The organism is Actinoalloteichus caeruleus, assembly GCF_049311605.1.
GTDB classification, from domain to species: Bacteria; Actinomycetota; Actinomycetes; order Mycobacteriales; family Pseudonocardiaceae; genus Actinoalloteichus_B; species Actinoalloteichus_B caeruleus.
Map to the genome: position 1 here is coordinate 2576826 of NZ_CP186005.1, position 26663 is coordinate 2603488.

The window sequence follows — 26663 nt, forward strand, 5'->3', positions numbered from 1 at the left end:
CACGTTCACCGACTGCTGCTAGCCCCAAAGGGTGAACTCTGTGCTGCGTGAGCGTGATTCGAGCTGGCACTCCTACAGTCCTGGCATGGCCGCATGGCACCAGCCCCCATGTCCGGGTGTGGCAACTCTCCGCATTTCTCCCGACCAGGCTCCCCCCACCTCGTGCCGGTGTTGAGCAGGAGGGTCATCTGCCCGTGCGGCAGCATGACCCTGTTCGAGCCGCCCAACTGCCAGCGGCGGTCCTGCCTCCGCCGTTGGACGTGGCTGTGGTGCGTTCCGGCGCTCGTCCTGCTGGTGCTCATCATCCCGCTGACCGTGGCGGTGTGGGGCGACTCCTCGCCCTGTGACGAGGGGTTCCGATCGCTCGGCCCGCAGGTCTGCGTGCGGGAGTAGACGTCCTGATCGCTTTCCACCGGGTTGGTGGTGGTGACGGCACCACCTTGCCGGCCCTGCCGACCCAGCCGTGCGGGGTCGGAGGCCGGCGTTCCGCCGGAATCGCGGGGCGACTCCGACATCCCCGTTCGTTCCTGGTGTGGCGGGCACCGGGAAGCCCGGGTTTCCCGGTGCGGTGCCGGTCGGGAGCGGGTCGACGGGGCGCCGGCGCCCCGTCGTCAGCGGTTCGGGGCGGGCCCCGGCGGCCTTTGGTCCGCCCTCATCCCTGGAACTTCGGGGTGCGGTTGTAGCCGATGTCGGGGTTGTTCGACTGGAGCGTTTCGATGTACTGGCGTTCCCGCGCCCGGACCTCGGTAGGTTCCGCCGTCGGCGACTCCCACAGGACCTGCTTGCGCACGGTGAAATCGCGCAACTGCTCCGGTGTGTGGTCGGCGGCCACGAGTTCGTCGTTGACGCTTCCGAAGTAGGTCACCGTGCCGGTCACGTCGGAACCCACGTAGATCTTGCCGTTGGGGTAGGTGATCTTGTACACAACCTGTGTTCGCACCGGACGATCCCACCGAAACCGGCGGTGGGGGGTCAAGGAGATGGCGCGAACGCCGCCGGAAAGAGCGATGCGCCCGAGATGTCGACGCGGTTTCGAGAGGGCGGAAACCGTTCCGGGCCTGGTGCGCCGCACCAGGCCCGGAACGCCGGGGCCTCCGGTTCAGCCGGTCTCGACGACGGGCTGCTCGAACTGCGCGGCGTAGAGGCGGGCGTAGGCGCCGCCCGCCGCGAGGAGTTCGTCGTGGGTGCCCTGTTCGACGATGGCGCCCTCCTCCATCACCACGATCCGGTCGGCGTCCCGGATGGTGGAGAGGCGGTGGGCGATGACGAAGGCGGTCCGGCCGCTGCGCAGCTCGGCCATCGCCCGCTGGATGAGCACCTCGGTGCGGGTGTCCACCGAGCTGGTCGCCTCGTCGAGGACGAGGATCGACGGGTTGGCCAGGAAGGCCCTGGCGATGGTGATCAGCTGCTTCTCGCCGGCGCTGACCCCGCCGCCCTCCTCGTCGATGACGGTGTCGTAGCCCTCGGGGAGGGTGCGGGCGAAGTGGTCGACGTGGGCGGCCTTCGCCGCCGCGATGACCTGTTCCCGGGTGGCGTCCTTCGCGCCGTAGGCGATGTTCTCGGCGATCGTGCCGCCGAACAGCCAGGTGTCCTGGAGGACCATCCCGGTGGTGGCCCGCACGTCGGCCCGCGTCATCGTGGCGGTGTCGACCCCGTCGAGGGTGATCCGGCCGCCGGTGACCTCGTAGAAGCGCATCAGCAGGTTCACCAGGGTGCTCTTGCCGGCCCCGGTTGGGCCGACGATCGCCACCGTCTGCCCGGGTTCGGCGACGAGCGACAGGTCCTCGATCAGCGGCTTCTCCGGGTCGTAGCGGAAGGAGACGTGCTCGAACTCGACGCGGCCCCGCACGGTCGGCAGCCGGTGTGGCTCGGCGGGGTCCGGTTCCTCCTCCTCGGCGTCGAGGAAGTCGAAGACCCGTTCCGCGGAGGCCACCCCGGACTGCACCAGGTTGGCCATGCTCGCGACCTGGGTGAGCGGCTGGGTGAACTGGCGGGAGTACTGCACGAAGGCCTGCACGTCGCCGATGGTGAGCTGGCCTGAGGTGACCCGCAGGCCGCCGACGACCGCCACCAGCACGTAGTTCAGGTTCGACACGAACATCATGCTCGGCTGGATGAGGCCGGAGATGAACTGGGCGCGGAAGCTCGACCGGAAGAGTCGTTCGTTGCGCTCGCCGAAGACCTCGGCGGCCTCCCGCTGGCGGCCGAAGGCCCGCACCAGCGCGTGCCCGGTGTACATCTCCTCGACGTGGCCGTTGAGGTCACCGGTGCTCTTCCACTGTTCGGCGAACTCGGGCTGGGCCCGCTTGCCGATGAGGGCGGTCACCAGCACCGCCGCCGGGATGCTGAGGAGGGCGATCAGCGCGAGCAGCCAGGAGATGGAGAACATCATCGCCAGCACCGCCACCAGGGTCAGCAGGGAGACGATGACCTGGGAGAGCACCTGCTGGAGGGACTGGGCGACGTTGTCGATGTCGTTGGTGACCCGGCTGAGGACCTCGCCCCGGGACTGGCCGTTGAAGTGCCGCAGCGGCAGTCGCGCGAGTTTGGCCTGGGCGTCGCGGCGCAGCCGGCCGGCGGTGCGCTGGACGGCGCCGTTGGTGAGCCGGCCCTGGACGATCCCGAAGCCCGCCGACGCCACGTACACGGCCAGCACCCACAGCAGGACGGTGCCGAGGGCGCCGAAGTCGATTCCGGTGGCGTCGGGTCCGAAGGCGCCGTCGACCACGAGGTCGGTGGCGTAGCCGAGGATGCGGGGTCCCGCGACGCTGAGCGCCACGCTGGCCAGGGCCAGCACGAGGACCACGACCATCGCGGTGCGCTCACGGGTCAGCAGTCCGAGCACCCGCCGCCCGGAGCCGAGGAAGTCGCTGGACTTCTCGTTGGGGGGCCGGCCGGCGCTCTGGGGTGCGGGCCGGTCCTCGCTGGTGGTTCGGGCGCTCACGCGGCCTCCTCCTCGGTCAGCTGGGAGAGGACGATCTCCCGGTAGACGTCGTTGTCCGCCATCAGTTCCGTGTGCGTTCCCGAGCCGACGACGCGGCCGGCCTCCAGCACGAGGATCTTGTCGGCGTCGCGGATGGTGCTGACCCGCTGGGCGACGATGACGACGGTCCGGTCGCTGGTCTCCTGGGCGAGCGCGGCCCGGACCCTGGCGTCGGTGGCGTAGTCGAGGGCGGAGAAGGAGTCGTCGAACAGGTACACGGCGGGGCGTTGGACCACGGCCCTGGCGATGGCCAGGCGTTGTCGTTGTCCTCCGGAGACGTTCGTCCCGCCCTGGGAGACCGGTGCCTCCAGCCCTTCGGGCCGGGAGCGCACGAAGTCGGCGGCCTGCGCGATCTCCAGCGCCCGCCACAGTTCCTCGTCGGTGGCGTCCGGGTTGCCGTACCGGAGGTTGCTGGCGATGGTCCCGGAGAACAGGTAGGGGCGTTGGGGGACCACGGAGACGGTGCGGGCCAGCAGCGCCGGGTCCAGGTCGCGGACGTCGGTGTCGTCGACGAGCACCGCGCCGCCGCTGACGTCGGCCAGGCGTGGGACGAGGCTCAGCAGGGTGCTCTTGCCGCTCCCGGTGCTGCCGATCACGGCCGTCGTCTGCCCGGGGCTGGCGAGGAAGCTGATTTCGCGGAGCACCGGGTCCTCGGCCCCGGGATAGCGGAACTCGACGTCCCGCAGTTCCAGGCCGCCGGTTCCCGGGAGCTCCCGCACCGGGTCCTCGGGCGGTCGTACGGTGCCCTCGGTGGTCAGCACCTCCTGGATGCGGTCGGCGCAGACCTCGGCGCGCGGCACCATCATGAACATGAAGGTCGCCATCATGACCGCCATCAGGATCTGCATGAGGTAGCTGAGGAACGCCACCAGCGCGCCGACCTGCATGGCGCCGCTGTCGATCCGGCCGGCGCCGAACCAGGTCACGGCGACGGTGGCGAGGTTGACGACGAGCATCACCAGCGGGAACATCACGGCGATCAGCCGGCCGATGCGCAGCGCGGTGTCGGTGAGCGCGGTGTTGGCGGTCCGGAAGCGGTCCCGTTCGTGGTCGTCGCGGCCGAAGGCGCGGATGACCTGGAGGCCGTTGATCTGTTCCCGCAGGACCCGGTTCACGCCGTCGATCCGCTCCTGCATCGTGCGGAAGAGGGGGCGCAGCCGGGAGGCCAGGGCGACGACGACCAGGCCGAGCGCCGGTACGAGTGCCACCAGCAGGCCGGAGAGCGGGACGTCCTGGTTGAGGGCCAGCACGATGCCGCCGACGCACATGATGGGGGCGGTGACCATCAGCGTGCAGGTCATCAGGACCAGCATCTGGACCTGTTGGACGTCGTTGGTGGTGCGGGTGATCAACGAGGGGGCGCCGAACTCGCCGAGTTCGCGGTTGGAGAAGGACTGCGTCCGGTGGAACACGGCGGCGCGGATGTCGCGGCCCACGGACATCGCGGTGTGGGCGCCGAGGTAGACGGCTCCGGCCGCGCAGGCGACCTGGAGCATGGTGGCGCCGATCATGACGGCGCCGACGGTGAGGATGCGGCCCTGGTCACCGGGGATGACGCCGTTGTCGATGATGTCGGCGTTCAGCGTGGGCAGGTAGAGGGTGGCGACGGTCTGGACGAGCTGGAGCAGCACGAGTAGACCGAGTCGGCCGGTGTAGGGCCGTAAGTGGACTCTGAGCAGCGCGATGAGCACGCGGTCTCCACGTGTCGGGCGCGACGGGTCGCGCGTGTGGTGGGTGGCGGTCGGAAGGTCAGCACAGGTTACATCACAAGTGATGCATCGTCGGTGATGAGTGTTGGCTGTTGTAGCGTGAGCGCGTGGACGGGTTCGTGCTCTACCTACTCGGGCGCAGGCTGATGAAACTGGGTGAGGACGCCATTCCCGAGGGCGGCTTCCACGGACTGCCGGCCAGTGCCCGCACCATCCTGCTCGACGTGATCGAGCACCCGGGCAGTTCCATCGGTGACATCACCGAGCGCACCGGGTTCCTCCAGAGCCAGGTCTCGGGCGCGGTGGCGCGGTTCCGGGCCGAAGGGGTGCTGGAGACCACCGTGGACCCGGCCGACCGGAGGCGGACGCTCGTCGCGCCCTCGGCCAACATCCGCGAGTGGGGCCGGAGCCGTCCGGTGGCACCGATCGACCACGTCATCGACCGCGCTCTCGGCGGTGACGACGTGGAGGCGCGGGCCGAGGTGCTGGCGATGTTGGACGGGCTCGCGCGGCGGTTGTGCGTCCGTTCCTGAGCTGGGGGAGCGGTGCGGCGTTCGTCCATCCGGAGTGCCCGGCCGGTGGGCCGCGAGGAGGATCCACCCCGGGATCCTCGCTCCCGTTCGAGGGGCGCGCACCCCGTTTTCCGAATCTCGGCGCTCTCCTCCTCGTCCTGACCGCTCGCCACCGTCGGTGCGCCGGTTGGTTGCCGGCCGGTGGCCACCGCGGAGGGAGGGTGAGGCCCTGCCCCGGGTGCCGCTCCGGGGTCCCCCGTCGGGTGACGTCATCGGTGGTGTTGGCGCGGGGCGGAAGCCCGCCCCAGATAGCGATAATCGTTTTCAGTATGCTGGTGGTCCCCGCGAGCGCCGGAACGTCGCCGGGAGGCGACCCGGTACGAGTCCAGGGCCCTCGGTCCGACCGCGCCGCACGTCGACCGCGCAACAGTCGAGGAGCAGACCGATGGTCGCCCCCGTGGCCGAACACCCCACGCCGCCGCCCGACCAGGGCCGCCCGCTCCGCCGGGACCCCGCCTTCCTCCGGCTCTGGTGTGGCGCGACACTGTCCGGCCTTGCCACCTGGGCCCTGCCGTTCCTCCTGGGGTTCGCCGTCGTGGACGGCACGCTCGGCGTCGGGCAGCTTGGCGTGGTCCTGGCCGCCCGAACGGTCGGATTCCTCGCCGCCGTCCCCGTGGGCGGTGTGCTCGCCGACCGGCATTCCCGTCGCGCCACCGTGCTCTGGTCCGGGTTGGCCGCGACCGCCGCCACGCCCCTGGTCGTGGTGGGCCTCGGGTGGTCGACCACGGTCACCGCGATCGCGGCCGCCGTCGTCGGTTGCGGCCAGGGCGCCTGCCGGCCCGCCTACCAGGCGCTGACGGCCGAGGTCGTCGTCGAGGAACGCCGGCAGCGGGCGAACGCGGCGATGAGCCTGGCTGTGCGCGGCACCACCCTCGCCGCCCCGGGGCTGACCGCGATGCTGGCGGTCCTCCTGGACACGTCGGCCCTCATCCTGGGCACCGCGCTGATGTGGTTGGGGGCCGCGCTGCTGCCGCCCGCCGGCGCCTCCGCGCCCCCGGCCCGAGCGGAGGCGGGGAGGTCCGCCTCCGTCGTGGGTGAGTTCCTCGACGGCCTGCGGGAGGCGCGGCGGCACCCGTGGTTCCTGGCCGGGCTCGCCGCGCTCTCGGCGGTGATCGCCACGGGTTACTCCGCGACCGGCGTGATCCTGCCCCTGGTCAGCCGCGACCACTACGACGGCGAGTTCGTGCTGGTCGCCGCCACCACCGGCTACACGCTGGGAGCCCTGGGATTCGCGGTCGTCGTCGCCAGGTGGCGGCCCCGGTCGCCGGGGTGGGCCTCCCTGTTCGGGCTGGGTCTCTACGGCTTCGCGCCGCTGGCGATGATGCTGGAGGCGCCGCCGGCGGCGGTGGTCCTCGCCTACGTCCTCGCGGGGGTGGGCATCGAGCTGTTCAACGTCCTGTGGTTCACCGCCATCCAGCGCGAGGTCGAACCCCGACTGCTGGCCCGGGTCTCCTCCGTGGACTTCCTGTTCTCCTACGGTCTGGCCCCGGTCGGCCTGGCGCTGATCACCCCGGCCGTGGCGGCGGGCGGGGTGTCGACGACCCTGGCGGTGTGCGCGGTGGTGTGCTTCCTCGCGCCGGCCCTGGCGGCCTGCGCTCCGGGAGCGCGCGGCTACTCGCGCCGTTCCGTCGACCGCTGAGTCCGACCGCTGAGCCCGCCGACTGGGGTGGTGGCCCCCGGCGGGGGAAGGGTGTGTCGTTCGACTCCGGCGGATCCCACGCGGACCCGGACGGGCTCCCGTGTTCCGCCCGTCGGGTCGGCGGCCGCTCCTCCCGGCGGGGCCGGCCCGCGTTCTCCTCGCTCGGCCCCCCGTCCATCGAGGACGATCCGCGCCATCGCCCGGTCGGTCGCCGGCGCGGGGGATGGGGTGCGCGGTGATGCCAGCGGGAACGCCGGTCCCCCACGTCGTTCGCGGTGCAACGGCCGGACGGCCCGCCGTGGGGCTCGGGCCCTGGGCGTCGAGTGCGGACCGGGGCGAGGTCCGGCGTGACGACGGCGCATCCCCAACGACGCGACCGCCGCTCCAGCCCGACGACGATCCCGAGGTCGAGGCAGCGGAGTGGCGCCGGTCACTGTGGAGCCGGGATCACCCGTGCTAGCTTAATGAAAACGGAAATCAAATCTATTGGAGCGCGGGTGACCTCCACGACCAACACGCCGAAGGACCGTCTCCCGGCCCACGACGACGCCCCGGAGCGGACGGAGGGCCAGCACCCGCCACCACGTCCCGCCCCGAGCTGGACCGGGCTGGCCGTCGGCGTCGTCGGACTCCTCGTGCTCCTCGCCGGCTCCGTGGTGCTGGCCATCGGCCTGGGCCCGAGCGTCATCTCGCCCGCTGACACCGCCCGGCACCTCTGGGCAGCCCTCACCGGCGGCACCATCCCCGCCAGCGAGGTCACCGTCCAGCAGATCGTCTGGCAGGTCCGCACCCCCCGGGTGCTGCTCGCCGTGGTCGTCGGAGCCGGCCTGAGCCTCGTCGGCGTCGCCATCCAGGCGATGGTCCGCAACGCCCTCGCCGACCCCTTCATCCTCGGCGTCTCCTCCGGGGCCTCCGTCGGCGCCGTCAGCGTCTCGGTGTTCGGCGGCCTGGCCGTGCTCGGTGTCCACGCGGTCTCCGCCGGCGCGTTCCTCGGCGCCCTCGGCGCCTCCGCCCTCGTCTACCTGGCCGCCCGCTCGCGCGCCGGGGTGACCCCGCTGCGCCTGGTGCTGACCGGGGTGGCCCTGTCCTTCGGGTTCCAGGCCGTGATGAGCCTGCTCATCTACCTCGCGCCCAGCGGGGAGGCGACCAGCATGGTGCTCTACTGGACGATGGGCAGCTTCGGGGCCGCGACCTGGAGCACCCTCCCCCTGGTCGCGGTCGCCGTCCTGGTCGCGGTCGTCGTCCTCGTCAGGAACGCCCGACGCCTCGACGTGCTCTCGCTCGGGGACGAGACCGCCGTGAGCCTCGGCATCGACACCCACCGGCTCCGCGTCGGCCTGTTCGTCCTCACCTCGGTGGTCACCGGCGCGATGGTCGCCGTCAGCGGGGCCATCGGCTTCGTCGGACTGGTGATCCCCCACCTGACGCGGATCGTCGTCGGCGCCAGCCACGGCAGGGTCCTCGTCATCGCCCCCCTCGTCGGCGCCGTCCTCATGGTGTGGGCGGACCTGCTCGCCAGGACCCTGGTGGCCCCCCGCGAGCTGCCGTTGGGCGTCATCACCGCCCTGGTCGGCGTCCCGGTGCTGCTCACCCTGATGCGGCGCCGCGGCTACCTGTTCGGAGGACGTTGACCCGTGGAACTCACCCTCGACCGCCTCTCCGTCACCGCCAACGGCACCACCCTGCTCCGCGAACTGAGCCTGGACGTCCCCGGCGGGGGCGTCGTCGGGCTGGTCGGGCCCAACGGCTCCGGCAAGTCGACGGCGTTGCGCTGCGTGTACCGGGCACTGCGACCCCACACCGGCACGGTGCGGATCGGCGGCGACGACCTCCACGCGCTCCCGCTGCGCGACAGCGCCCGCCGGCTGGCGGCGCTCACCCAGGAGAACACCGTCGACCTGGACTTCACCGTCCGCGAACTCGTCGCGCTCGGCCGCACCCCCCACAACGCGGGCAACCAGGCGCTCAGCCGCCGGGAACGGGACCTGTGCGAGTGGGCGATGGAGCGGATGGACGTCGCTCGCCTCGCAGACCGAGGCGTGCTCACCCTCTCCGGAGGGGAACGCCAACGGGTGCTCGTCGCCAGGGCGCTCGTGCAGGAGCCGAGCGTCCTCGTGCTCGACGAACCCACCAACCACCTCGACGTGCGGCACCAGATCCAGCTGCTCTCCCTGCTGCGCGGCAGCGGGCTCACCGTGCTCGTCGTGCTGCACGACCTCAACCTCGCCTCGGCCAGCTGCGACCGGCTCGGTGTCCTGCGGGACGGCCGCCTGGTGGCCGCCGGTCCGCCGACGGAGGTCCTGACCGCCGAGCTGGTCCGCGACGTCTTCGGCGTCGAGGCCACCGTCGTCACCCACCCGGTGACGGGGGACCCCCAGCTGCTGTACGCGCTCACCACCCACGACTCCGGAAGGACCACCCCGTGACCGCCCCCGCCCGCCGAACCAGCACCCGTCGCCTCCGCACCAGGACGGCCGCCCTCGGTATCACCGCCGCCTCCGTGCTCACCGCCGCCTGCGGCGCCACCGTGGAGGAGACCGCGACCGGCGGCGGCACCGTCACGGTCCCCCGGTGCGGCGAACAGGTCGAGTACCGGTTACCGGAACGCGCCGTCGCCTACGAGGCCGGCAGCGCCGACAAGCTGTTCGTCCTCGGCCTGACCGACCACGTCCACGGCTACGTCATGCCGCCGGCCAACCCGCCCGTCGAGGAGTCCCCCTTCGCCGAGGACTACGCGGCCGTCGAGTTCCTCAGCGACGACCTGCTCAACCGGGAACTCGTCGCCGACGCCCGTGCCGACCTGGTGGTGGCCGGCTGGAACTCGGGGTTCAGCGACGAGCGCGGCATCACCCCGGAGATCCTCGACGGGTTGGGCATCCAGAGCTTCATGCACACCGAGAGCTGCTACAACTACCCGGGCCACCCGGAGCGGGTCAGCCCGTTCGACGGGCTCTTCACCGACCTGGAGCGGCTGGGCGCGATCTTCGGGGTGCGGGACCGCGCCGACGAGGTCGTCGCCGAGTTGCGGAGCCGGGTCGAGGCGGTGGAGGAGAACGTGCCCGAGGGCGAGGGGGTGCCGGTCTTCCTCTACGACTCGGGGACCGCCGAACCCATGACCGCCGGGAACCAGGTGCCGCCGAACGACATCATCCGCATCGCCGGCGGGCGCAACATCTTCGAGGACGTCGACGCCCGCTGGAGCACCGTCGGGTGGGAGTCCGTGGTGGAGGCCGAACCGGAGGTCGTGATCATCCTCGACTACGGCGACCAGCCCGCCGAGGAGAAGATCGACTTCCTGCGGTCCTTCCCCGCCACCACCGACCTGCCCGCCGTGGTCAACGACCGGTTCTTCGTCCTCGACTACAACGAGGGCATCAGCGGCCCCCGCAACGTCGACGGCCTGGAGAAGTTCGCCGACTACCTGCGCGACCTCGACCTCTGACCCGCCACCTCGCCACCGCTCCGCCCGTCAGCCCGTTGACCACCCGCGGACCCGGGGGATCAGCGGGTGGCACCCGCCTGTCCCGAGCACCGCGCCCGGTCCCGCGCTGGCCTCACTCGACGGCGAGTGAGGCCAGCAACGCGGCCAGCCCCGACGGCGCCCGCCCGACCACCCGACCACTGGTGATCACGGTCGCGGCCGAGTCGTAGCGGACGCGGAAACCCCCGGCGTCCAGCCGTCGCCAGAGGCCGTGGTCCTCGCCGTGCGCCACCGCGCCGAACCCACCGACCGCCTCGAAGGCGTCCGCCCGCACCCCGAGGTTCGCGCCGTACACGTTGCCGTGGCCCTCCGGTCGACGGGCCCGCTCCAGCACGTCCCGGTAGCGGATGCGCGCCAGCCGCGAGGTCGGGGGACTGGACAGCCGGGCCGCGCCAGCCACCGCGTGCGCGCCCTCCGCGCACCGGGCCAGGTGTTCCGAGGCCCACCTCGGGGTGACGACGGTGTCGGCGTCCGTGTGCAGCAGGAGCGTGCGCTCGGCCGGGTGCGCCGACAACAGGGTCCGCACGCTGTCCACCCCCAGGTCGCGAACCTCCCCGATCGTCAGCTCCGCGTCGTTGCCGAGCACGACCACCCGGCGGTGGCCGGCCAGGGCGTGGCGAGCCACCACCTCGGTGGGGTCGGCGCACCGGTCGGCCACCACGCACACCGCCGACTCCACACCCGGCGGGAGCGCTCGCACCGACCGCAGCACCGACCGCAGGCACGCCCCGACGAGCTTCGCCTCGTCCCTGGCCGGAACGACGACCCCGACCGCGCCGATCACCGCCGCTCCAGCACGTGCGTCACGAACTCCTCGTCCTCGTGCGCCACCAGGCACCGGAGTTCGGGGCGGGACACCAGGCGCCGGTGGGCGTCCCACCCGCTCCTCGGGGCCTCGGGCGCCCACGGCAACCAGTGCGCGGCGAGGAGGTGCCCGCCGGGGCGCAGGACGGTGACGGCCCCGTCCAGGGTGGCCGTCAGGTCCTGGTCGTCGAGGTAGTAGAGGATCTCGCTGAGCACCACCAGGTCCACCGGGCCGGCGGGCAGGCCCGCCGGCAGCCTGCCGTCCCGGACCCGCACCCCCGGCAGGTCGGAGGTGGCGCGGCGGGCGGCGCGGACGGCCGCCGGAACGGCGTCGAAGGCGTCCACCCGGTCGCACCGCCCCGCCAGGGCGCGGGTCAGGTGGCCGGGTCCGCAGGCGGGTTCCACCGCGTGCCCGTAACGCTCGCGCGGCAACGCCGAGAGGAGCACCGCCCGGCGCCGTCGTTCGTACCAGCAGTTCCCGTCCCACGGGTCCGCCCGCCGCTCGTACAGCTCGACGAAACGGCCCTGGGGAGCCGTGTCGCCCCGGGGTTCGCGGAAGAGCACCTCACCGTCGCGGTCGAGGTGGCTGAGCATGTCCTCGTCCAGGATCGGGTCCTCGCCGCGCGGCCCTGGTTTGAGCTGGGACGTGAACTCGGCGATGGCGGCGCCCCTGGCGGCGCGGTCATCCGAGGACAACGGGTGGAGCAGCGCCCGGTCCCACGGGATCGACCGGTCCTCGGGTGCGCGCCAGTGCCACAACCAGATCGGGTAGGACCACCGGTGGGCCCCCACCGGCGCGGCGGCCGCCGCCGCCCGCCCCGCGGCCCGGTGGTCCGGGTGCGGGTCGTCGTGCCAGGGGAACAGGCAGAGGTCGCTGTCGGCCATCAGCTCCCGCAACACCGAGACCAGGGCGTCCTCGTGCTCGGCGAGCCCGCTGTCCGGCAGCCCCAACCACACCGGGTCGACCCCGTCCAGGCCCATCCGGTCCAGGGCGGCCCGCAGCTCCCGGCGGCGGATCCCGGCCAGCTCCGCCCGTTCGTCGGCTGGGGAGTCGGGGAACGCGGCCTCGCCGTCCGTGGCCACGACCAGCACCACCTCGGTGCCCTGCCGGTGCAGGTGGCGGACGACGCCGCCCGCGCCCAGCGTCTCGTCGTCCGGGTGCGCGGCCACCACCGTGGCCCTCCTGGGCGCGGGAAGCCGGCGTCGGGGAACACCGGCCAGCGCGGGACGCCAGCACGCCTCCACCGTGTGGTCGCCGGTCATCGGGCACCCCCGTCGACGACGTGCCGTCCGAGGGAGGCGAGGTCCCGTTCGCCGTGGTGCTGCCGGACGTAGACCTGGAGATCGGCCAGCCGCCTCGGCAGGTCGCGGTCCCGGGTCAGCCCCACCGGGCCCACGACCCGGGGGGCGCGATCGAGTACGTCCCTGGCCGTCGACTCGGCCGCCGCCCTGGCGAGATCCACCACGAGCGCGGTCCCCGCGTCCCCGGAGCCCCCGGCCCGGCCGTCGTCGAGCTCCCCGGCCGTGCGGACCAGCAACGCGTCGGTGGCCGCGATGGCGGTGCGCAGCGCGCCCAGGTGGGCGGCCTGGTGGTCGTCGACGTGACCACGATCCCGGAGGAACTCGACCACGCGATCCACCACCCCCACCGCGCCGCCCAGCCACACCGCCGCGACGCCGGCCCCACCCAGCGCGAAGCCACGCCGACGCACGTACCAACCCCGGCCGCCGACGGTCCGCTCGACGGGGACGCCGTCGAGGACCACGTCCCCGCTGTCGGAGACGTCCATCCCCACCGCCCGCCACGTCTCGGGGTGGGCGTGGACCCCCTCGTGCCCGAGGTCCACCTCGACGAGCCGCTCGTCGGCGACGACCAGGGCGCGGTCGAGCGCGCTGCTCCCCGAGCAGAAGCGGACCAGCCCGGAGGCACGGCCGTCGACCAGCTCCGCGCCCGTGCCGCCCGAGCGGGAGGCCCACACGCCGTAGAGGGCGTTCGGCTCGGGCACCGCACCGGCCTCCGCGAGGATGGCGGTGGCGTCGGTGTGGCCCTCGGCGAGACGGGCCAACACCAGGTCACGCCTGCCCAGCTCGCACAGGGCCGACCACCGGGCGGCGGTGTCCCCCTCCCCGGGGAGGGGCAGGTCAAGCGTCCCGGCGGTGACCAGGGACCGCAGCTCCTCGGCCACCGTCATGACGGTGCGGGGCTCGGCGAGACCCTTCGGTGGTAATTCGGCGACAAGGCTCCTCGGTGGCGGGTTCTCCTGGTGCATGGGAGCGGCATACCCGGTCGCCTGGTGAACTACCCGTCACCCTCCCCGTCGTGTGACACGCCACCCGACGTGGGGCAGGGTCGGCAGGCCGCCCGGAGAGGGATGACGAGGTCCGCCAGTGGCCCCCCGGTTGGTCACCGGCGTCGGCCAGCCGGGGGGCCACTGGCCCGGAACATGACCGTTCCACCGCGGGTGCCGGCACTTCACCCCATCAGGTGGTTGATCTTGGCGGAGCCGGGTGAAGGCCGCGCTGTCTGGTAGTTCTTCCGGTGCCACTCGGCGGGCTTGGCTCGCACACAGCCTGGAAGGACGTTCCGGATGACCATCCCCACCGAACCGATCGGGAGCATCCCCCGGACCCCGGAACTGCTCGCCGCGATGAGCGCGAGCGACGCCGGCGCGCTGGCAGCCGCCCAGGACGCCGCCGTCCGCGACACCATCGCCCGGCTGGAGGAAATCGGCTCCCCGGTCGTCACCGACGGCGAACAGGCCAAGCCCAGCTTCGCCACCTACCCGGTCGCCGGGCTGCCGGACCTGTCGCCGGAGGGAGTGGTGATCCCGTTCGCGGACGGCCACACCCGGCAGCTGCCCCAGCTGACCGCCGGGCCGTTCCGCTACGCCAACCACGCGGCCGACTACCTGCGCGCCGCCCGGAAGCACACGAATTCGCCGGTCAAACAGGCCGTCATCGCGCCGTCCGCGCTGAGCCTGCTGTACCCCGCCGGCGGGATCGACGGCTACCCCCGGGAAGCGTTCCTGGAGGACCTGGTGAACGAGGCGGAGGCCGACATCCGGGCCTGCCTGGAGGCCGGCGCGCACGTCGTCCAACTGGACTTCACCGAAGCACGGCTGTCTCTCAAGCTGGACCCCTCCGGTGGCCTGTTGGACGGCCTCATCGCGGTCAACGACCAGGTGTTGGAGCGCCTCTCCGAGGACGAGCGGGCCCGCGTCGGGCTGCACACCTCCCCCGGAGCGGACCAGGGCTCCACCCACAGCCTCGACGTCGACTACGCCGAGCTGCTGCCCAAGTTCCTCCGGTCGCGGGCGGGCACCTTCTACCTCCAGCTGGCCAGCGAGCCCGACCCGGACCGGGTGCTGGGTGTCGTCGCCGACCACCTGCCGCCAGGAGCCCGCGTCCTCGTCGGCGTGATCGACCCGCTCGACCCGGCCGTCGAGACGCCGGAGCAGGTCCGCGACCGGGTCCTCACCGCCGCCAGGTACCTGCCGGTCGACCGGCTCGGCACCTGCGACGACAGCGGCTTCGCCCCCTTCGCCGACGACACCTCCACCTCCCGGGACACCGCCTTCGCGAAGATCCGCGCCCGGATCGAGGGCACCGCCCTCGCCGCCGAACAACTCGGCCTGTGAGGACACCGGGGGCGGGGCCGCTCGGCTCCGCCCCCGGAACGGCACGGAGACGAGGACCTTCCCACCGCAAGTCCGCGTGCCCCCACGACCCCGACGTCGACCGCGAGCCAGCGCCCGCCTTCCGACGACTCACGCCAGCTGTGACTCGTGCCAGGTCCCGGTGAACGCGACGAGATCGCGCCGCTGCCGGGGTGGGGAGCCGGCCCCAACCGGCTCACGAACCAGGCCGAGGACGCGGTGGGGTACCGGCTGGTCGAGTCGCTCGGCCGGTGGTTCGGCGTTTCGGCTCGCGGACGGTCCACCCCCGCTCCGCCCGCCGGGATGCCCCCGAACTGGGCGAGCGGCCAGGGCGGCAGCACCGCCGGCCGCGCCTCCGCCCTGCCACCCTCCCTGTCGGACCAGCGGGTCGAATCCCGCTCCGCCGACGCGGGAACGGCCCAGAACGGGCGCGCTCCGACCCGCCCGCGCGAGGAACGCGCGGCGAGCGGATCGTGACCCCGTCAGAGGACCTCCAACGGCACCGGCCGGTCGGGAGCCGGGAACCTGGCGTCGAGCTCGGCGAGGTCCTGCCGGGTCAACCGGATGTCCAGGGCACCCCGGTTCGCCGACACGTGCTCCAAGGCGGCTGCCTTCGCCACCGCCAGCAGCTCGCCGCCCCGCAGCACCCAGGCCAGGGCCACCTGTGCCGGCAGGACACCGTGCCGCCCGGCGACCCCGGTGAGCACCGGGTCCTCCAACAGCCGGCCCTGCTCGATGGGGGAGTAGGCCATCACCGGGAGGCCCCGTTCGCGACACCAGGGGAGGAGGTCAAGCTCGATCCCCCGCCGCGTCAGGTTGTACAGGACCTGGTTCACCGCGCACTCCGGCCCGCCGTCGACGAGCCACAACTCCTCCAGGTCGGAGACATCGAGGTTGCTGACCCCGAACGCCCCGATGAGACCCCGGTCCCGCAGGCGGAGGAACGCGTCCACGGTCTCCGCCAGGGGAGTCGCCCCCCGCCAGTGCAGCAGGTAGAGATCGATGTGGTCGGTGCCCAGCCGACGCAGGCTCCGCTCGCACGCCTGGACCGTTCCCCGGCGGTCGGCGTGGTGGGGGAGCACCTTGTCGACCAGGAACACCTCGTCCCGGCGGCCCGCCACCGCCTCCCCGACCACGGACTCCGCGCCGCCGTCGGCGTACATCTCGGCCGTGTCGATCAGGGTCAACCCCAGGTCCAGACCGTGTCGCAACGCGGCGACCTCGGCCGCGCGTTCCGCGTCCCGATGGCCCATGCCCCACGTGCCCTGGCCCAACGGCGCGGTCTCCCGCCCGTCCGGCGAGTGCGGCTCCCGTGCCATCCGGCCTCCGATCCTCCGCGCCGTCCCGCCGACACCTCGGCCGGTGCCAGCGGCTGGGCAGGTGACATGCCCGATCAAGTGCCCACCGCCGCGCCCCGCGCGCGTACGCGGACACCTCCAGCGCGGGTAGGCCTCCTCCCGGCTACCCGCCGGCCGGCCGGATACGCGGGGCGGAGCGGAGCCGACCCGCCCACCCTCAGCGCAGCAGACCCAGGTGCAGCGCCCGCAACACCGCGCGGGTCCGGTCCCGGGTGCCCAGTTTCAGCAGCACCGACGAGACGTGGTTCTTCACGGTCCCCTCGGCCAGGAACAGCGCCTCGGCGATCTCCCGGTTCGCGTATCCGGAGGCCAGCAGCCGCAGCACCTCCAGCTCGCGCTCGGTGAGGTCCTCGACCCGCGTCACCTCCGAGTCGAACGGCACCTCGCGGGACCGGACCGCCCGCAGCAGGCGGTCGGTGATCGCCGGCTGCACCAGGGTTCCCCCCGAGGCCAGGGTGCGCACCGCGCCCACCAGTTGCTCCAGGGTCACGTCCTTGAGCAGGTACCCCCGGGCACCCGCCCGCAGCGCCCGCAACACCAGCTCGTCGTCGTCGAAGGTGGTCAGGACCAGCACCGGCACGCTGATCCCCGACTCCCGCAGCGCCTCCAAGGTCCAGATGCCGTCCTGCCGGGGCATCCGCAGGTCCAACAGCACCACGTCGGGTGTCGTCTCCTCGATGACGGTCAGGGCTGCCATCCCGTCGTCGGCCTCCGCGACCACCTCGATGTCCTCGGCCAGCGACAACAGACCTCGGATGCCCTGTCGGACCAGGGTCTGGTCATCCACCACGCACACGCGGATCACGCGGCCGGCACCTCCGCCTCGACCCGGAAACCGTTGTCGGACCGGAACCGCGCCCGTCCGCCGAGTTCCTCCACCCGCTCCACCATCCCTCTCAGCCCGTTGCCCAGCACCAGGTCCCCCGACCCCCGCCCGTCGTCCTGCGCGACCAGGCGCACCTCGCCGTTCTCCCCGCTGCTCACCGTGATCCACAGCTCCTTCGCGTCGGCGTGGCGGATGGTGTTGGTGATGATCTCCTGCGCGCAGCGCACCACCGCGGCCGCCCGCGTCTCGTCCAGCCGGACGTCCTCGTCCACCCGGACCGTCACCAGCGGCTGGGGCAGGTCCCGCACGATCCGGTCCAGGGTGTCCCGCAGGTCCGGGGCGCGGCGGCGCAGCTCGCCGACGGTCGCGCGCACGTCGCCGAGCAGTTCTCCCGCCACCTTCCTGGCACGGACGACGTGCTCCAGGGCCGGTGGGGTGCTCTTGTGCGCGGCGACCTCCAGTTCGAGGGTGAGCACCGTCAGCTGGTGGCCGATCAGGTCGTGCAGCTCCCGGGAGATCCGGAGGCGCTCGTCGCCCCGGGTCGTCTCCGCGAGGATCGCGCTGGCCGCCCGCAGCTCGGTGTGGGCGACCGCCAGGCGTTCCCGCGACTCGATGTCCCGTTGGTGCGCGGTGGCGCTCAGCGCGGTCCCCACCTGGAGGAACGCGTAGAGCATCGCCGTGAACAGGACGTTGTGCATCTCCTGGCTGGCCTGGGACGCGGCGACGAGCACCACCAGCGTGTTGAGCACGATGATCGCGAGCGTCACGCGCCAGGGCACGATGTAGCAGCTGATGGCGGCCACGTACACCAGCACGATCTGCGTCCACCCGGCGCCCGGCGCCAACAGCACGAGGGCGCAGCCGAGCACCACGGCACCGGCGAGGGACCACCGGGAACCCCGCGACGCCTCCTCGGACTGCATGGCGGAGGCGACCAGCGAGGTCACGAAGCCGAGGAAGACGAGCCACCACAGCCAGAGGGGACCGACCGTCACCTCCTGCCCGTTGAGCTGCGTCAGCAGCACGGGAAGCCCCGCGGTCAGGCACACCACGAGTCCGAAGATCGCCGACCAGGTGTCGGGGTCCAGCCGTCTCACCCGGCCATCGTAGGAACCCGGCCCAGGCCGCCGCCCCTGCCACAAGTCATGGGTGGTCGTCATGACCTCTGGCACGCGCGGGGGAACCCGCCCGCGCAATAGCGTCAGCGGTATCCCCCGGACGAGGGAATCCACCAGCCGACAGGAGAAGCGTTCTTGCAAGCGATAGAGGTCAACGAACTGCACAAACGATACGGATCCACCGTCGCGGTGCACGACGTCAGCCTGTCCGTGCGGCAGGGGGAGATCTTCGGCATCCTCGGGCGCAACGGAGCCGGCAAGAGCACGACCGTCGAGTGCGTGGCCGGTCTGCTCCGGCCGACCTCGGGAACGGTGCGCGTCCTCGGGCTCGACCCGCACCGCGACCGCGACCGGGTCCGCCAGGTCCTGGGCGTGCAGCTCCAGTCCAGCGACCTCCACAACGCGCTCACCGTGCGGGAACTGGTGCGGCTGTACCGCTCCTTCTACGGCGACGGCGCCGACCCCGACGAGCTCATCGACCGCGTCGGGTTGACGTCGCGGCGCGACCACCGGTTCGAGAACCTCTCCGGGGGGCAACAACAGCGGCTCTCCGTCGCCCTGGCCCTCGTCGGCAACCCGAGGGTGGCCCTGCTCGACGAGCTCACGACCGGTCTCGACCCGCAGGCCCGCCGGGACATCTGGGCGCTGGTGGAGGACCTGCGGTCCGACGGGGTGACCGTCCTGCTCGTCAGCCACCTCATGGAGGAGATCGAGCGGCTGTGCGACCGGATCGCCATCATCGACGCCGGTCGGATCATCGCCCTCGACACCCCGGCCGGCCTGGTCTCCGGCGCCGGACTCGGCCAGCGGGTCCGGTTCCAGGTCAACGGCCCCTTCGACCAGGCGGTCCTCGACAGGCTTCCCGAGGTCACCTCGGTCCGCGTCGAGGGCGGTCAGGTCACCGTGCGAGGTGACGGCGACCTGTTGCAGTCGGTCAGCCGCGCCCTCGTGCACGGCAACATCATCGCCACCGAGACGCGTCTCGAACGGCCGAACCTCGACGACGCCTTCCTCGCCCTCACGGGGCGTGCCCTCAACGACGACGCCACCACGGAGGACTCCCGGTGACCACCCCGACGACACAGCCCGAGATCACGGCGCGCCCGCCCGGGTTCGGCGCCTGGATGGCACTCGTCCTGGCCGAGTCGAAGATGGTCATGCGGGACACCGCGGGCCTGCTCATCCCCATCGGACTGCCCATGCTGCTCCTGGTGATGCACGGCATCAGCATGGACAACCAGGTCCTGCCGGGAACGGACGGCCTGACGGTCATGGAGGTGTTCGTCCTCCCGCTGGTCATCACGATGGTCGTCGCGACCGTCGGCGTGGTGAACATGCCCAGCTTCCTGTCGTACTACCGCCGGTCCGGGGTGCTGCGGCGGCTGGCCGTGACGCCGATGAAGCCGATGATGATCCTGGTCGCCCAGGCCGTGGTCAGCGTCATCCAGAGCGTCATCGGCATCGCCCTGGCACTCACGCTCGCCCTCGCGGCCTTCGGCGGCAACCTGCCCCGTTCCCCGCTGGTCGCGCTCGGCGTCTTCGCCCTGACCATGTTCGCGATGTACGCGGTCGGCATGCTCGTCGCCGCCCTGGCCCCCACGGCCAACTCCTCCGTCGCCATCGGGCTCGTGCTCTTCTTCGCGATGGGAGCCACCGGCGGCATGTTCGGCTCCCGGGAGGCGCTGCCCGACCTGATGGCCACGATCGGCGAGTTCCTCCCCTTCGGCGCGGCGGCCGAGGCCCTCGGCGCCGCCTGGGCGGGGCAGTCGGTGGACACGACCCACATCCTCAGCCTGCTCGGTGCCACGCTGATCGGTTCCCTCGTCGCCGCGAAGTTCTTCCGCTGGCAGTGACCACCGAACCCCGCCCGCTCCGCCCCAGCTGAGGGAGCCGCCCGCCACCCGAGCGGGGGCTGGGGGAGGAGGACCCGACCACGACCGTCCACCAGATTCGGGGCGGCGTGGTCGGGTTCTCTCTACCAGCAAGTGGAGTGCGTACTCCAGTGAGTTCCCGGCCCCGTGCTGATTGACTCGATCTCGCGAACAGCGTGGTGCTACGCGGGAGGTCAGATGGAGCCGGAGGTCACGGAGGATGTCCCCCTGTGGGGGTCGAGACTCCGGAAGGTGTACGGGAAGGGCGAGAACAGGGTGCCCGCGCTCCGCGGCGTCACCGTCAGCTTCCCCCGGGCGTCCTTCACGGCCGTGATGGGGCCGTCCGGTTCGGGCAAGAGCACCCTGCTGCGCTGCCTCGCCGGCCTGGAACGGCCAACCGAGGGCGAGGTCGTCCTCGCGGGCACCACCATCAGCGTGCTCGGGGAACCCGACATCACCCGCCTGCGGAGGGACCGGGTCGGCTTCGTCTTCCAGTCCTACAACCTGCTGCCCGCGCTGACCGTCCGCCAGAACGTCGAACTCCCGATGCGACTGGCCGGCCGCCGCCCGCTGCGGGCCGACGTGGAACTCGTCCTCGACCAGGTGGGCCTCGCCGACCGGGCCACCGCGCGCCCGGCGCAGCTCTCCGGGGGCCAGCAGCAGCGGGTCGCGGTGGCCCGGGCGCTGGTGTCCGAACCGTCCGTGCTCTTCGCCGACGAACCGACCGGAGCGCTCGACACCAACTCCAGCCGGGACGTGATGGCGTTGCTCAGGGACGCGGCGGACCGGCACTCGCGGACGGTGGTCATGGTCACCCACGACCCCGTATCCGCCGCGTGGGCGGACCGCGTGGTCTTCCTCTCCGACGGGGAGGTCCACGGCGAACTGGTCGCCCCCTCGGCCGCCGCCGTCGCCGAACAGATGACGACGTTGGGCGGGTGACATGCTGAGGGTCGCGCTGCACACGCTCTGGGCCAGGCGAGGACTGCTCGTCGGGTCCTTCGTCGCGCTCTGCCTGGGAGTCGCCCTGTTGGCCTCCACCGGCCAGCTGCTCTCCGCCTCCACCAGCGGTTCCGGGCTCGGTGGGATCGGTCGTTACGATGCCGCCGCCGTGGTCGTCCGCGCCGACCAGGAGGTGCCGGTCCAGGTCGGCGATCGCACCGTGCACCCCACGGCACGGGAGGAACGGGGCGTTGACCCGGAGGTCGCGGACCGGCTCCGCACCACCCCCGGGGTCACCGACGTCGTCGCCGACGGCTCCTTCGCGCTCGGCCTGATCTCCGAGGACGACGCGGACACCCCCTTCCGGGACCTGGTCGGCGCACCCTGGTCCAACGCTCCTCTGACCCCCTTCACCGTGGTGGAGGGAGAGGAACCGGTGGCACCCGCGCAGGCCGTGGTGAGCCGGTCGTTGGCCGACGCCGACGGCATCACCGTCGGGTCCACGCTCCGGATCTCCGCCCCCACCGGCCGCCAGGACGTCGAGGTGGTCGGCGTGGCCGAACCACCCGGTGGCACCGGGATACCCGGGGAGGCCACGGTCCTCCTCGACGACGCCACCGCCGCGTCGCTCGTCCCCGACGGACAGCTCCCCGTGGCCCTCGGGGTGTTCTCCGAGGAGGACCCCGCCCGGCTCGCCGAGACGATCCGCCAGGAGTTCGCCGACGAGGGGCTCCGCGTGCTGCACGGGCCGGCCAAGGGCGGCGTCGCCCAGGACGAGATCTACCAGCAGGGCACCCAGGACATCACCGCGCTGCTGGCGATGATGGCCGTCATCGCGCTGTTCGTGTCCACCTTCGTGGTGGCCGGGACCTTCGGGTTCGCGGTGTCCCAACGCACCGGGGAGCTCTCCCTGCTACGAGCGTTGGGGGCCACCGCCCGGCAGCTCCGGGTGATGCTCGTCGGGGAGGCGCTGATCCTCGGCGCGCTGGCCTCCGCCGTCGGGGTGTTCCTCGGAGCGGCGGCCGCCGGCCAGGTCGCCGCGCTGCTCGTCGACGCCGGGGCCGCCCCGCCGGGGTTCCACGCGCCCACAGCACCCGGTCCGCTGGCCCTCGCGTTCGTCCTCGGGCTCCTCGTCGCGTTGGCCGGTGTCGTCGGGGCGTCCCGGCGGGGCAGTGGCGTCTCGCCCACCGAACCTCCGAGACTCGGCCAGCTCGACGACAGCCGCATGACCCGCGGCCGTTGGATCACCACCGGGGTGTGCGCGGCACTGAGCGCGCTGATCGCGTCGACGATGCCCACCGCGGCCGCCGACGGGGTGGTGGTCTTCTCCTTCCTGCTGGCGGTGTTCCTCGTCCTGACCCTGGTCAGCCTCGCACCGCTGTTCGTGCCCGCCCTCGCGGCGATCGTCGTGACCCCCTTCGCCTCGCTCAGCAGGTCCAGCGGATTCCTGGCGTCGCGCAACCTGCGCACCGGGATGCGCCGCACGGCCTCGACCACGGCACCGGTGATCGTCACCGTCGCACTGGCCGGAACGGTTTTCGGGGCCACCAGCATCACCAGCGCCACCACCGCCCGGGACAGCGAACGCAACCTCGCCGCCGACGTGATCGTCCACTCGACCACCGCGACGGGCCTGCCACCGGAAGCCGCCGAGGTGGCCCGCGCCGCGCCCGAGGTCGTCGGGCTCGCCTCGGTGACCCGCACCCGGGGCTGGGTGCCCACCGCCACCTACGCCCGGGCGACCACCATCGGCGGCGTCGACCCCACGGCGGTGCGGCACACCTACCGGCTCGACGTCACCGAGGGGGACCCGGCGACCCTTGACGGGGAGAGCGTCGTCGTCTCCCAACCAGTCCTCGACGACACCGGGTGGGAACACGGGCAGGTCGTCCCGGTGCACTTCGGTGACGGCCGGGTGCGGGAACTGCGGATCGCCGCCGTGCTGCGGAACTCGGTCGACCTCCCCGAGATCCTGGTCATCCCCGAGCTGGTCGCCCAGCACTCCCGCGACCCGATGACCGCCGAGCTGTACCTCACCCTCGACCGCACCCCGGCCGACGACGACCCCCTGACCGAGCTGAACGACGCCCTCGCCCCCGTCGGAGCCGTCGCCACGCCGGGCGCGCGCTGGTTGTGGGAACGGGAAGTGGACAACGCCCAGGAGAGCCGGGTGTTCGCGTTCGTCCTCATCGGAATGGCCGTGCTCTACACCAGCATCGCCATCGCCAACACGCTGCTGATGTCGGCCGGCGGGCGGATCCCGGAACTCGCCCTGCTGCGCGACTCGGGGGCCACCCGCGCCCAGCTGGTCCGCATGATGAGCTGGGAGGCTGTCGGGGTGGTCCTCACCGGAGCGCTGCTGGGAGTGCTCGCGGCGGCGGTCAGCTGGACCGGCGTGTACCTCGCCCTGGCCAGGACGGTCGACGCCGCGCACCTCGCGATCCCGTGGGGCGACCTGGGCGTGGTGGCGGGGGCCTGCCTGCTGGTGGCGCTGCCGGCGAGCCTGCTGCCGGTCGCGTTGCTCGGACGTGGACGAGCGGGGGCGGGACCGTGAACGCGAGGCCCACCGAGGTACCGGCGGAGACGGACGTGGAACCGGGCACCCCGGGGGGTGCCGGCGGTGGCCAGGGCACCGGGGAGGCGTCAGCCCACCCGGGGCGTCGCGCCTCCCGGCGTCCCGCCAGCCTCGCCGCCGCGCTGACCGGTAACCCGCTGCGCTTCCTGTTCTCCTGGTGGCCGCTGCGCTCACTGGCCTACCTCGCCGTCGGAGCGGCCTGCGGGCCCGTTCTGCTGGTGCTGTTCGCGGTGTCGCTGTTCTTCGGCCTGCTCCTCGCTCCCGTCGCGGTCGGCGTGCCCCTGCTGGTCGGGGGAATGCTGCTGGGCATCCCGATGGCGGTGGTGGAGCGGTACCGGCTCCGACTGGTGGAGGACTCCCACTCCCTGCCCCTGCGGACGGCGCACCGCCCCCCGGCGGAGTCGGGACTCCGGCCGTGGCTGACCTGCCGGCTGCGGGAACGAGCGACGTGGCGGGAGCTCGCCTACGCCCTCGTCGTCGCCTTCCCGCTCGCCGTCGTCAACGCGGTGGGGCTCATCCTGCTCGCTGGCGGGTTCGGCCTGACCGTCCTGCTCGTCGTCCTCGGCGTCGACGACCCCGCCTCCGGGGCGCTGGGCTGGGCCGCGCTGGGCCTCGTGCTGACCCCGGTGTCGCTGTACCTGGCCTCGGCGATCGCCCTCGGGCAGGCGGCCCTGACCCGACTGCTGCTGTCCCCCACCGAGGAGGAACTGGGGGCCAGGGTCCGGGAGCTGCGCACCTCGCGGATGCGACTGGCGGACGCGTTCGAGGCCGAACGCAGGCGCATCGAGCGGGACCTCCACGACGGCGCGCAGGAACGCCTGGTCGCGTTGATGATGAGCCTGGGCATGGCCAGGCTGGAGATGGCCAGGACCGGGGACGAGCGCGGCGTCCGCCTCGTCGACGAGGCCCACGACCAGGCCAGGGCGGCGCTCACCGAACTGCGTGAACTGGTCCGGGGAATCCACCCCAGGGTGCTCACCGATCTCGGCCTCGGGGCCGCGGTCGAGGACCTCGCGCAACGGTGCCCGGTCCCGGTCACCGTCGATGTCGAACTGGGACGTCGGCTGCCGCCCTCGATCGAGGCGACCGCCTACTTCGTGGTGCGGGAGGCCCTCACCAACGTCGTCAAGCACAGCCGGGCGGAGCGGGCTGAGGTGACCGGTCGGCTGCACCGGGGAACGCTCACCGTCACCGTCACCGACGACGGGGTGGGAGGAGCGTCCGCGACCCGACTGGGAACCGGGCTCGTGGGGCTCCAGGACCGGGTCGCGGTCGTCGACGGTCGGCTGGAGGTCACCAGCCCGACCGGGGGACCGACCACCCTCACGGTCACCATCCCCTGCCCGCCGCCCCGCACCGGCGACGCCGCCGGTGCGAGCTGACCACCACCCGGGCTCGGTGCCGTGACCCGGAACCGGGCAGCGCGGTGCCCCTCCGGGCAGGCTCCCGCGCCCGGCACCCCGCTGGACCGCGGCTGAGGCCCGTGGCGGCATCGTGCTTCGCGGACCTCGTCGGCGCCCCGGGTGGACCCGGTCGACCCGGGCCGGGTCACGCGTCCCGAGTCAGGCGAACGGTGCTTCCGGCCACGGAGATCAGCCGGTCGCTCGCGGGGTCGTGATCCACGTCCGACTCCAGCCGCCGGGCCTCGGTGACGACCTGGTAGGTCTCCTGCCCCGATGGCAGTGCCACGTGCACGTCGCCACTTCCCGCCGAGGTGGCCCTCACCCGCCGGGGCGCCTCGGCGAACACCAGCCTCGCGTCCCCGCTCCGGGTGTTGGTCGTGACCTCCGGTGACCTGATGCCCCGCACGACGAGGTTGCCTGACTCGCTGCTCAGGTCCAGCGGCCCCCTCGCGTTCCGGATCTCCATGTGGTTGGTGGTGATGCTCGCCCGGAGGGAACCCGAGGTGTTGTCCGTCCTGATGTGCCCGGAGCGGGCCGCGAGGTCCAGGTCGCCCGAGGTGTCGGAAACGTCGATTGTGCCGTTGTCGAGACTGGCCGTGACCGGGCCGGTCAGGCCGGTCACGGTGACGCTCCGGCCCCGCCCCGTCAGCTCGATGGCGGTGCCCACGGGCACGGTGATGGCGTAGCGGCCCGAACAGCCGGGGGTGAAACCGGTGCAGGTGGTCTCCACCAGGAGGCTGTCGCGCTCCACCGTCCAGCTGGCGTTGCCCTCGCTGGCCGCGGCACCACCGAGGTACTGGTCGAAGCTCACCGAGTCCACATCGGACTCGCGAAGCTCGACCGCACTGCCGACCACCTCGACGATGAGGCGCTCGCCGGTGAGCGGGAACTCGTGGCTGGATGTCAGCGTCTCCTGGTTCGTCGTGGGCGAACAGCCGGCCGAGACGGCAGCCGCCGCCACGAGCGCGATGGCCATCACTGGCGGAGCCGCCTTGTGGCCCATTCCTTCTCCCTTTCTCCGCCCGATTTCCTTTCCCCCTTCCGCGTTTCGGGGGACAGGGAATCAAACTAGCGTCGCACCCACCGCCGAGGAATCCGGGAAAACCCCGAATCGCGGGTATAGCCTGCTGTAGTCACGGCTGTCCCACATCCTCTACCGCGTCGACGGCGCCATTCCCGCGAGCGGTCCGCCGCCACTCGGGCAGGAGCGGATGAGCGTGGAGTACCGGCAGGTCAGGTGCCTTCCAGTCGGGACCAGCCGACGGGAGCGGGCGGACCGGGACCGGTCAGGGCGGCGATAGCCGCTCGCCGCCCGCGGCTCGATGTCGCCAACGCGCCCAGGGCGCGGTCGTGCCGAGCACGAGGAATCGCTTCACGACCACGACCGCGGCCGACTGGCAGTACGCCAACGTGTGCGATCTCGGACTCGGATCGGACCGGGAGGACATTCCTGGTCCGAGGATCACCGCGGCCGACGATCAGGTTGGGCGGGGGAAGTCCGACGCACCGGCGGTCCCGGATCTGGTGGCCGGCGCCCGCGACGGCCGAGGACCGGTACCCGAGGACGTGGGTGGTGCCGTGCCGACCGCTCCTGCGATGAGGTGGACTCACGACGACGGCGAACCAGCAGCTGGCTCACCTGGACGCGGGATCCGACACAAGGGTGAACGTAGCTGACGGGCATACTGTGCGTGATCATCCGTACCCCTCGTCCCGAGCGTCCACG

At 72.5% G+C, this 26663-nt stretch carries 23 protein-coding genes; 13 read left to right on the forward strand and 10 right to left on the reverse strand.

Annotated features, from left to right (window positions below; all coding sequences use genetic code 11):
* Window positions 1-168 precede the first annotated feature (168 nt).
* Entirely contained in the window at window positions 169-393 is a 225-nt protein-coding gene (locus tag ACOJVX_RS11065; protein ID WP_156038766.1) for a hypothetical protein, read from the forward strand.
* Window positions 394-652: 259 nt separating this feature from the next.
* Here the strand turns inward: ACOJVX_RS11065 and ACOJVX_RS11070 are convergent, their stop codons facing one another.
* From ACOJVX_RS11070 to ACOJVX_RS11080, 3 genes are all read right to left on the reverse strand, one after another.
* Window positions 653-940, reverse strand: coding sequence for a hypothetical protein (locus tag ACOJVX_RS11070; protein ID WP_418153474.1), 288 nt, complete (start codon window positions 938-940; stop codon window positions 653-655).
* Between the two features lie 159 nt (window positions 941-1099).
* Window positions 1100-2944 carry an ABC transporter ATP-binding protein gene (locus tag ACOJVX_RS11075; RefSeq protein ID WP_030225953.1) on the reverse strand — a complete coding sequence of 615 codons (1845 nt, stop codon included), beginning with the start codon at window positions 2942-2944 and terminating at the stop codon, window positions 1100-1102.
* A complete protein-coding gene (locus ACOJVX_RS11080) occupies window positions 2941-4674 on the reverse strand; it encodes an ABC transporter ATP-binding protein (RefSeq protein ID WP_422647502.1) in 1734 nt (577 codons plus the stop codon). Before ACOJVX_RS11080 ends, ACOJVX_RS11075 begins: the two co-directional genes overlap by 4 nt.
* A gap of 125 nt (window positions 4675-4799) precedes the next feature.
* On the opposite strand from ACOJVX_RS11080, the gene ACOJVX_RS11085 reads away from it, so the two are divergent.
* From ACOJVX_RS11085 to ACOJVX_RS11105, 5 genes are all read left to right on the forward strand, one after another.
* On the forward strand, window positions 4800-5225 hold the full coding sequence (locus ACOJVX_RS11085; RefSeq protein WP_026420172.1) for a MarR family transcriptional regulator: 426 nt from the start codon (window positions 4800-4802) through the stop codon (window positions 5223-5225).
* Between the two features lie 424 nt (window positions 5226-5649).
* Complete coding sequence (locus tag ACOJVX_RS11090) at window positions 5650-6903, forward strand: MFS transporter (protein WP_030107120.1); 1254 nt, start codon at window positions 5650-5652, stop codon at window positions 6901-6903.
* A gap of 497 nt (window positions 6904-7400) precedes the next feature.
* Window positions 7401-8534, forward strand: coding sequence for a FecCD family ABC transporter permease (locus ACOJVX_RS11095; RefSeq protein ID WP_422647503.1), 1134 nt, complete (start codon window positions 7401-7403; stop codon window positions 8532-8534).
* Between the two features lie 3 nt (window positions 8535-8537).
* Window positions 8538-9329 carry an ABC transporter ATP-binding protein gene (locus tag ACOJVX_RS11100; RefSeq protein WP_026420175.1) on the forward strand — a complete coding sequence of 264 codons (792 nt, stop codon included), beginning with the start codon at window positions 8538-8540 and terminating at the stop codon, window positions 9327-9329.
* Window positions 9326-10345, forward strand: coding sequence for an ABC transporter substrate-binding protein (locus ACOJVX_RS11105; RefSeq protein WP_026420176.1), 1020 nt, complete (start codon window positions 9326-9328; stop codon window positions 10343-10345). Before ACOJVX_RS11100 ends, ACOJVX_RS11105 begins: the two co-directional genes overlap by 4 nt.
* Window positions 10346-10457: 112 nt before the next feature.
* Here ACOJVX_RS11105 and ACOJVX_RS11110 read toward each other — a convergent pair whose 3' ends face one another.
* From ACOJVX_RS11110 to ACOJVX_RS11120, 3 genes are read right to left on the reverse strand one after another with little or no spacing between them, the layout of a single operon-like run.
* Window positions 10458-11168 (reverse strand): glycosyltransferase, encoded by a 711-nt coding sequence (locus ACOJVX_RS11110; RefSeq protein WP_418153470.1) that lies wholly within the window; start codon window positions 11166-11168, stop codon window positions 10458-10460.
* Window positions 11165-12451: a PIG-L family deacetylase gene (locus tag ACOJVX_RS11115; RefSeq protein WP_422647504.1), complete on the reverse strand. Its 1287-nt coding sequence runs from the start codon at window positions 12449-12451 to the stop codon at window positions 11165-11167. Before ACOJVX_RS11115 ends, ACOJVX_RS11110 begins: the two co-directional genes overlap by 4 nt.
* Window positions 12448-13458 carry an acyl-CoA dehydrogenase family protein gene (locus tag ACOJVX_RS11120; RefSeq protein WP_245588927.1) on the reverse strand — a complete coding sequence of 337 codons (1011 nt, stop codon included), beginning with the start codon at window positions 13456-13458 and terminating at the stop codon, window positions 12448-12450. The genes ACOJVX_RS11115 and ACOJVX_RS11120 overlap by 4 nt, the downstream gene beginning before the upstream one ends.
* A gap of 318 nt (window positions 13459-13776) precedes the next feature.
* On the opposite strand from ACOJVX_RS11120, the gene ACOJVX_RS11125 reads away from it, so the two are divergent.
* Window positions 13777-14826, forward strand: a complete 1050-nt coding sequence (locus tag ACOJVX_RS11125; protein ID WP_418153467.1) for a 5-methyltetrahydropteroyltriglutamate--homocysteine methyltransferase — start codon at window positions 13777-13779, stop codon at window positions 14824-14826.
* Window positions 14827-14973: 147 nt separating this feature from the next.
* Complete coding sequence (locus ACOJVX_RS11130) at window positions 14974-15321, forward strand: hypothetical protein (protein WP_337662033.1); 348 nt, start codon at window positions 14974-14976, stop codon at window positions 15319-15321.
* A 5-nt stretch (window positions 15322-15326) separates the two neighbouring features.
* On the opposite strand, the gene ACOJVX_RS11135 is transcribed toward ACOJVX_RS11130, so the two are convergent.
* From ACOJVX_RS11135 to ACOJVX_RS11145, 3 genes are all read right to left on the reverse strand, one after another.
* On the reverse strand, window positions 15327-16163 hold the full coding sequence (locus ACOJVX_RS11135) for an aldo/keto reductase (protein WP_418153466.1): 837 nt from the start codon (window positions 16161-16163) through the stop codon (window positions 15327-15329).
* Between the two features lie 196 nt (window positions 16164-16359).
* A complete protein-coding gene (locus ACOJVX_RS11140) occupies window positions 16360-17007 on the reverse strand; it encodes a response regulator (protein ID WP_026420181.1) in 648 nt (215 codons plus the stop codon).
* Entirely contained in the window at window positions 17004-18125 is a 1122-nt protein-coding gene (locus ACOJVX_RS11145; RefSeq protein WP_422647505.1) for a sensor histidine kinase, read from the reverse strand. Before ACOJVX_RS11145 ends, ACOJVX_RS11140 begins: the two co-directional genes overlap by 4 nt.
* A gap of 156 nt (window positions 18126-18281) precedes the next feature.
* Between ACOJVX_RS11145 and ACOJVX_RS11150 the strand changes: the two genes are divergently transcribed.
* The 5 genes from ACOJVX_RS11150 to ACOJVX_RS11170 all read left to right on the forward strand — a co-directional run bounded on the left by ACOJVX_RS11150 (window position 18282) and on the right by ACOJVX_RS11170 (window position 24916).
* The gene (locus ACOJVX_RS11150; RefSeq protein WP_026065685.1) at window positions 18282-19214 is read left to right on the forward strand and encodes an ABC transporter ATP-binding protein; all 933 of its coding nucleotides are present in this window, start codon (window positions 18282-18284) and stop codon (window positions 19212-19214) included.
* Window positions 19211-19999, forward strand: coding sequence for an ABC transporter permease (locus ACOJVX_RS11155; RefSeq protein WP_418153463.1), 789 nt, complete (start codon window positions 19211-19213; stop codon window positions 19997-19999). The genes ACOJVX_RS11150 and ACOJVX_RS11155 overlap by 4 nt, the downstream gene beginning before the upstream one ends.
* 216 nt (window positions 20000-20215) lie before the next feature.
* Entirely contained in the window at window positions 20216-20959 is a 744-nt protein-coding gene (locus ACOJVX_RS11160; protein ID WP_030107101.1) for an ABC transporter ATP-binding protein, read from the forward strand.
* Between the two features lies 1 nt (window position 20960).
* Entirely contained in the window at window positions 20961-23513 is a 2553-nt protein-coding gene (locus ACOJVX_RS11165; protein ID WP_422647506.1) for an FtsX-like permease family protein, read from the forward strand.
* Entirely contained in the window at window positions 23510-24916 is a 1407-nt protein-coding gene (locus tag ACOJVX_RS11170; protein WP_337662032.1) for a sensor histidine kinase, read from the forward strand. The genes ACOJVX_RS11165 and ACOJVX_RS11170 overlap by 4 nt, the downstream gene beginning before the upstream one ends.
* Window positions 24917-25082: 166 nt before the next feature.
* Here ACOJVX_RS11170 and ACOJVX_RS11175 read toward each other — a convergent pair whose 3' ends face one another.
* The gene (locus ACOJVX_RS11175) at window positions 25083-25940 is read right to left on the reverse strand and encodes a DUF4097 family beta strand repeat-containing protein (protein WP_155886244.1); all 858 of its coding nucleotides are present in this window, start codon (window positions 25938-25940) and stop codon (window positions 25083-25085) included.
* Window positions 25941-26663 lie beyond the last annotated feature (723 nt).

Coding starts and splice junctions, on each gene's coding strand:
- ACOJVX_RS11090 (WP_030107120.1), top strand. CDS start 5,650: ATGGTCGCCCCCGTGGCCGAACACCCCACGCCGCCGCCCGACCAGGGC.
- ACOJVX_RS11120 (WP_245588927.1), bottom strand. CDS start 13,458: ATGCACCAGGAGAACCCGCCACCGAGGAGCCTTGTCGCCGAATTACCA.
- ACOJVX_RS11115 (WP_422647504.1), bottom strand. CDS start 12,451: ATGACCGGCGACCACACGGTGGAGGCGTGCTGGCGTCCCGCGCTGGCC.
- ACOJVX_RS11135 (WP_418153466.1), bottom strand. CDS start 16,163: ATGGCACGGGAGCCGCACTCGCCGGACGGGCGGGAGACCGCGCCGTTG.
- ACOJVX_RS11125 (WP_418153467.1), top strand. CDS start 13,777: ATGACCATCCCCACCGAACCGATCGGGAGCATCCCCCGGACCCCGGAA.
- ACOJVX_RS11175 (WP_155886244.1), bottom strand. CDS start 25,940: ATGGGCCACAAGGCGGCTCCGCCAGTGATGGCCATCGCGCTCGTGGCG.
- ACOJVX_RS11160 (WP_030107101.1), top strand. CDS start 20,216: ATGGAGCCGGAGGTCACGGAGGATGTCCCCCTGTGGGGGTCGAGACTC.
- ACOJVX_RS11165 (WP_422647506.1), top strand. CDS start 20,961: ATGCTGAGGGTCGCGCTGCACACGCTCTGGGCCAGGCGAGGACTGCTC.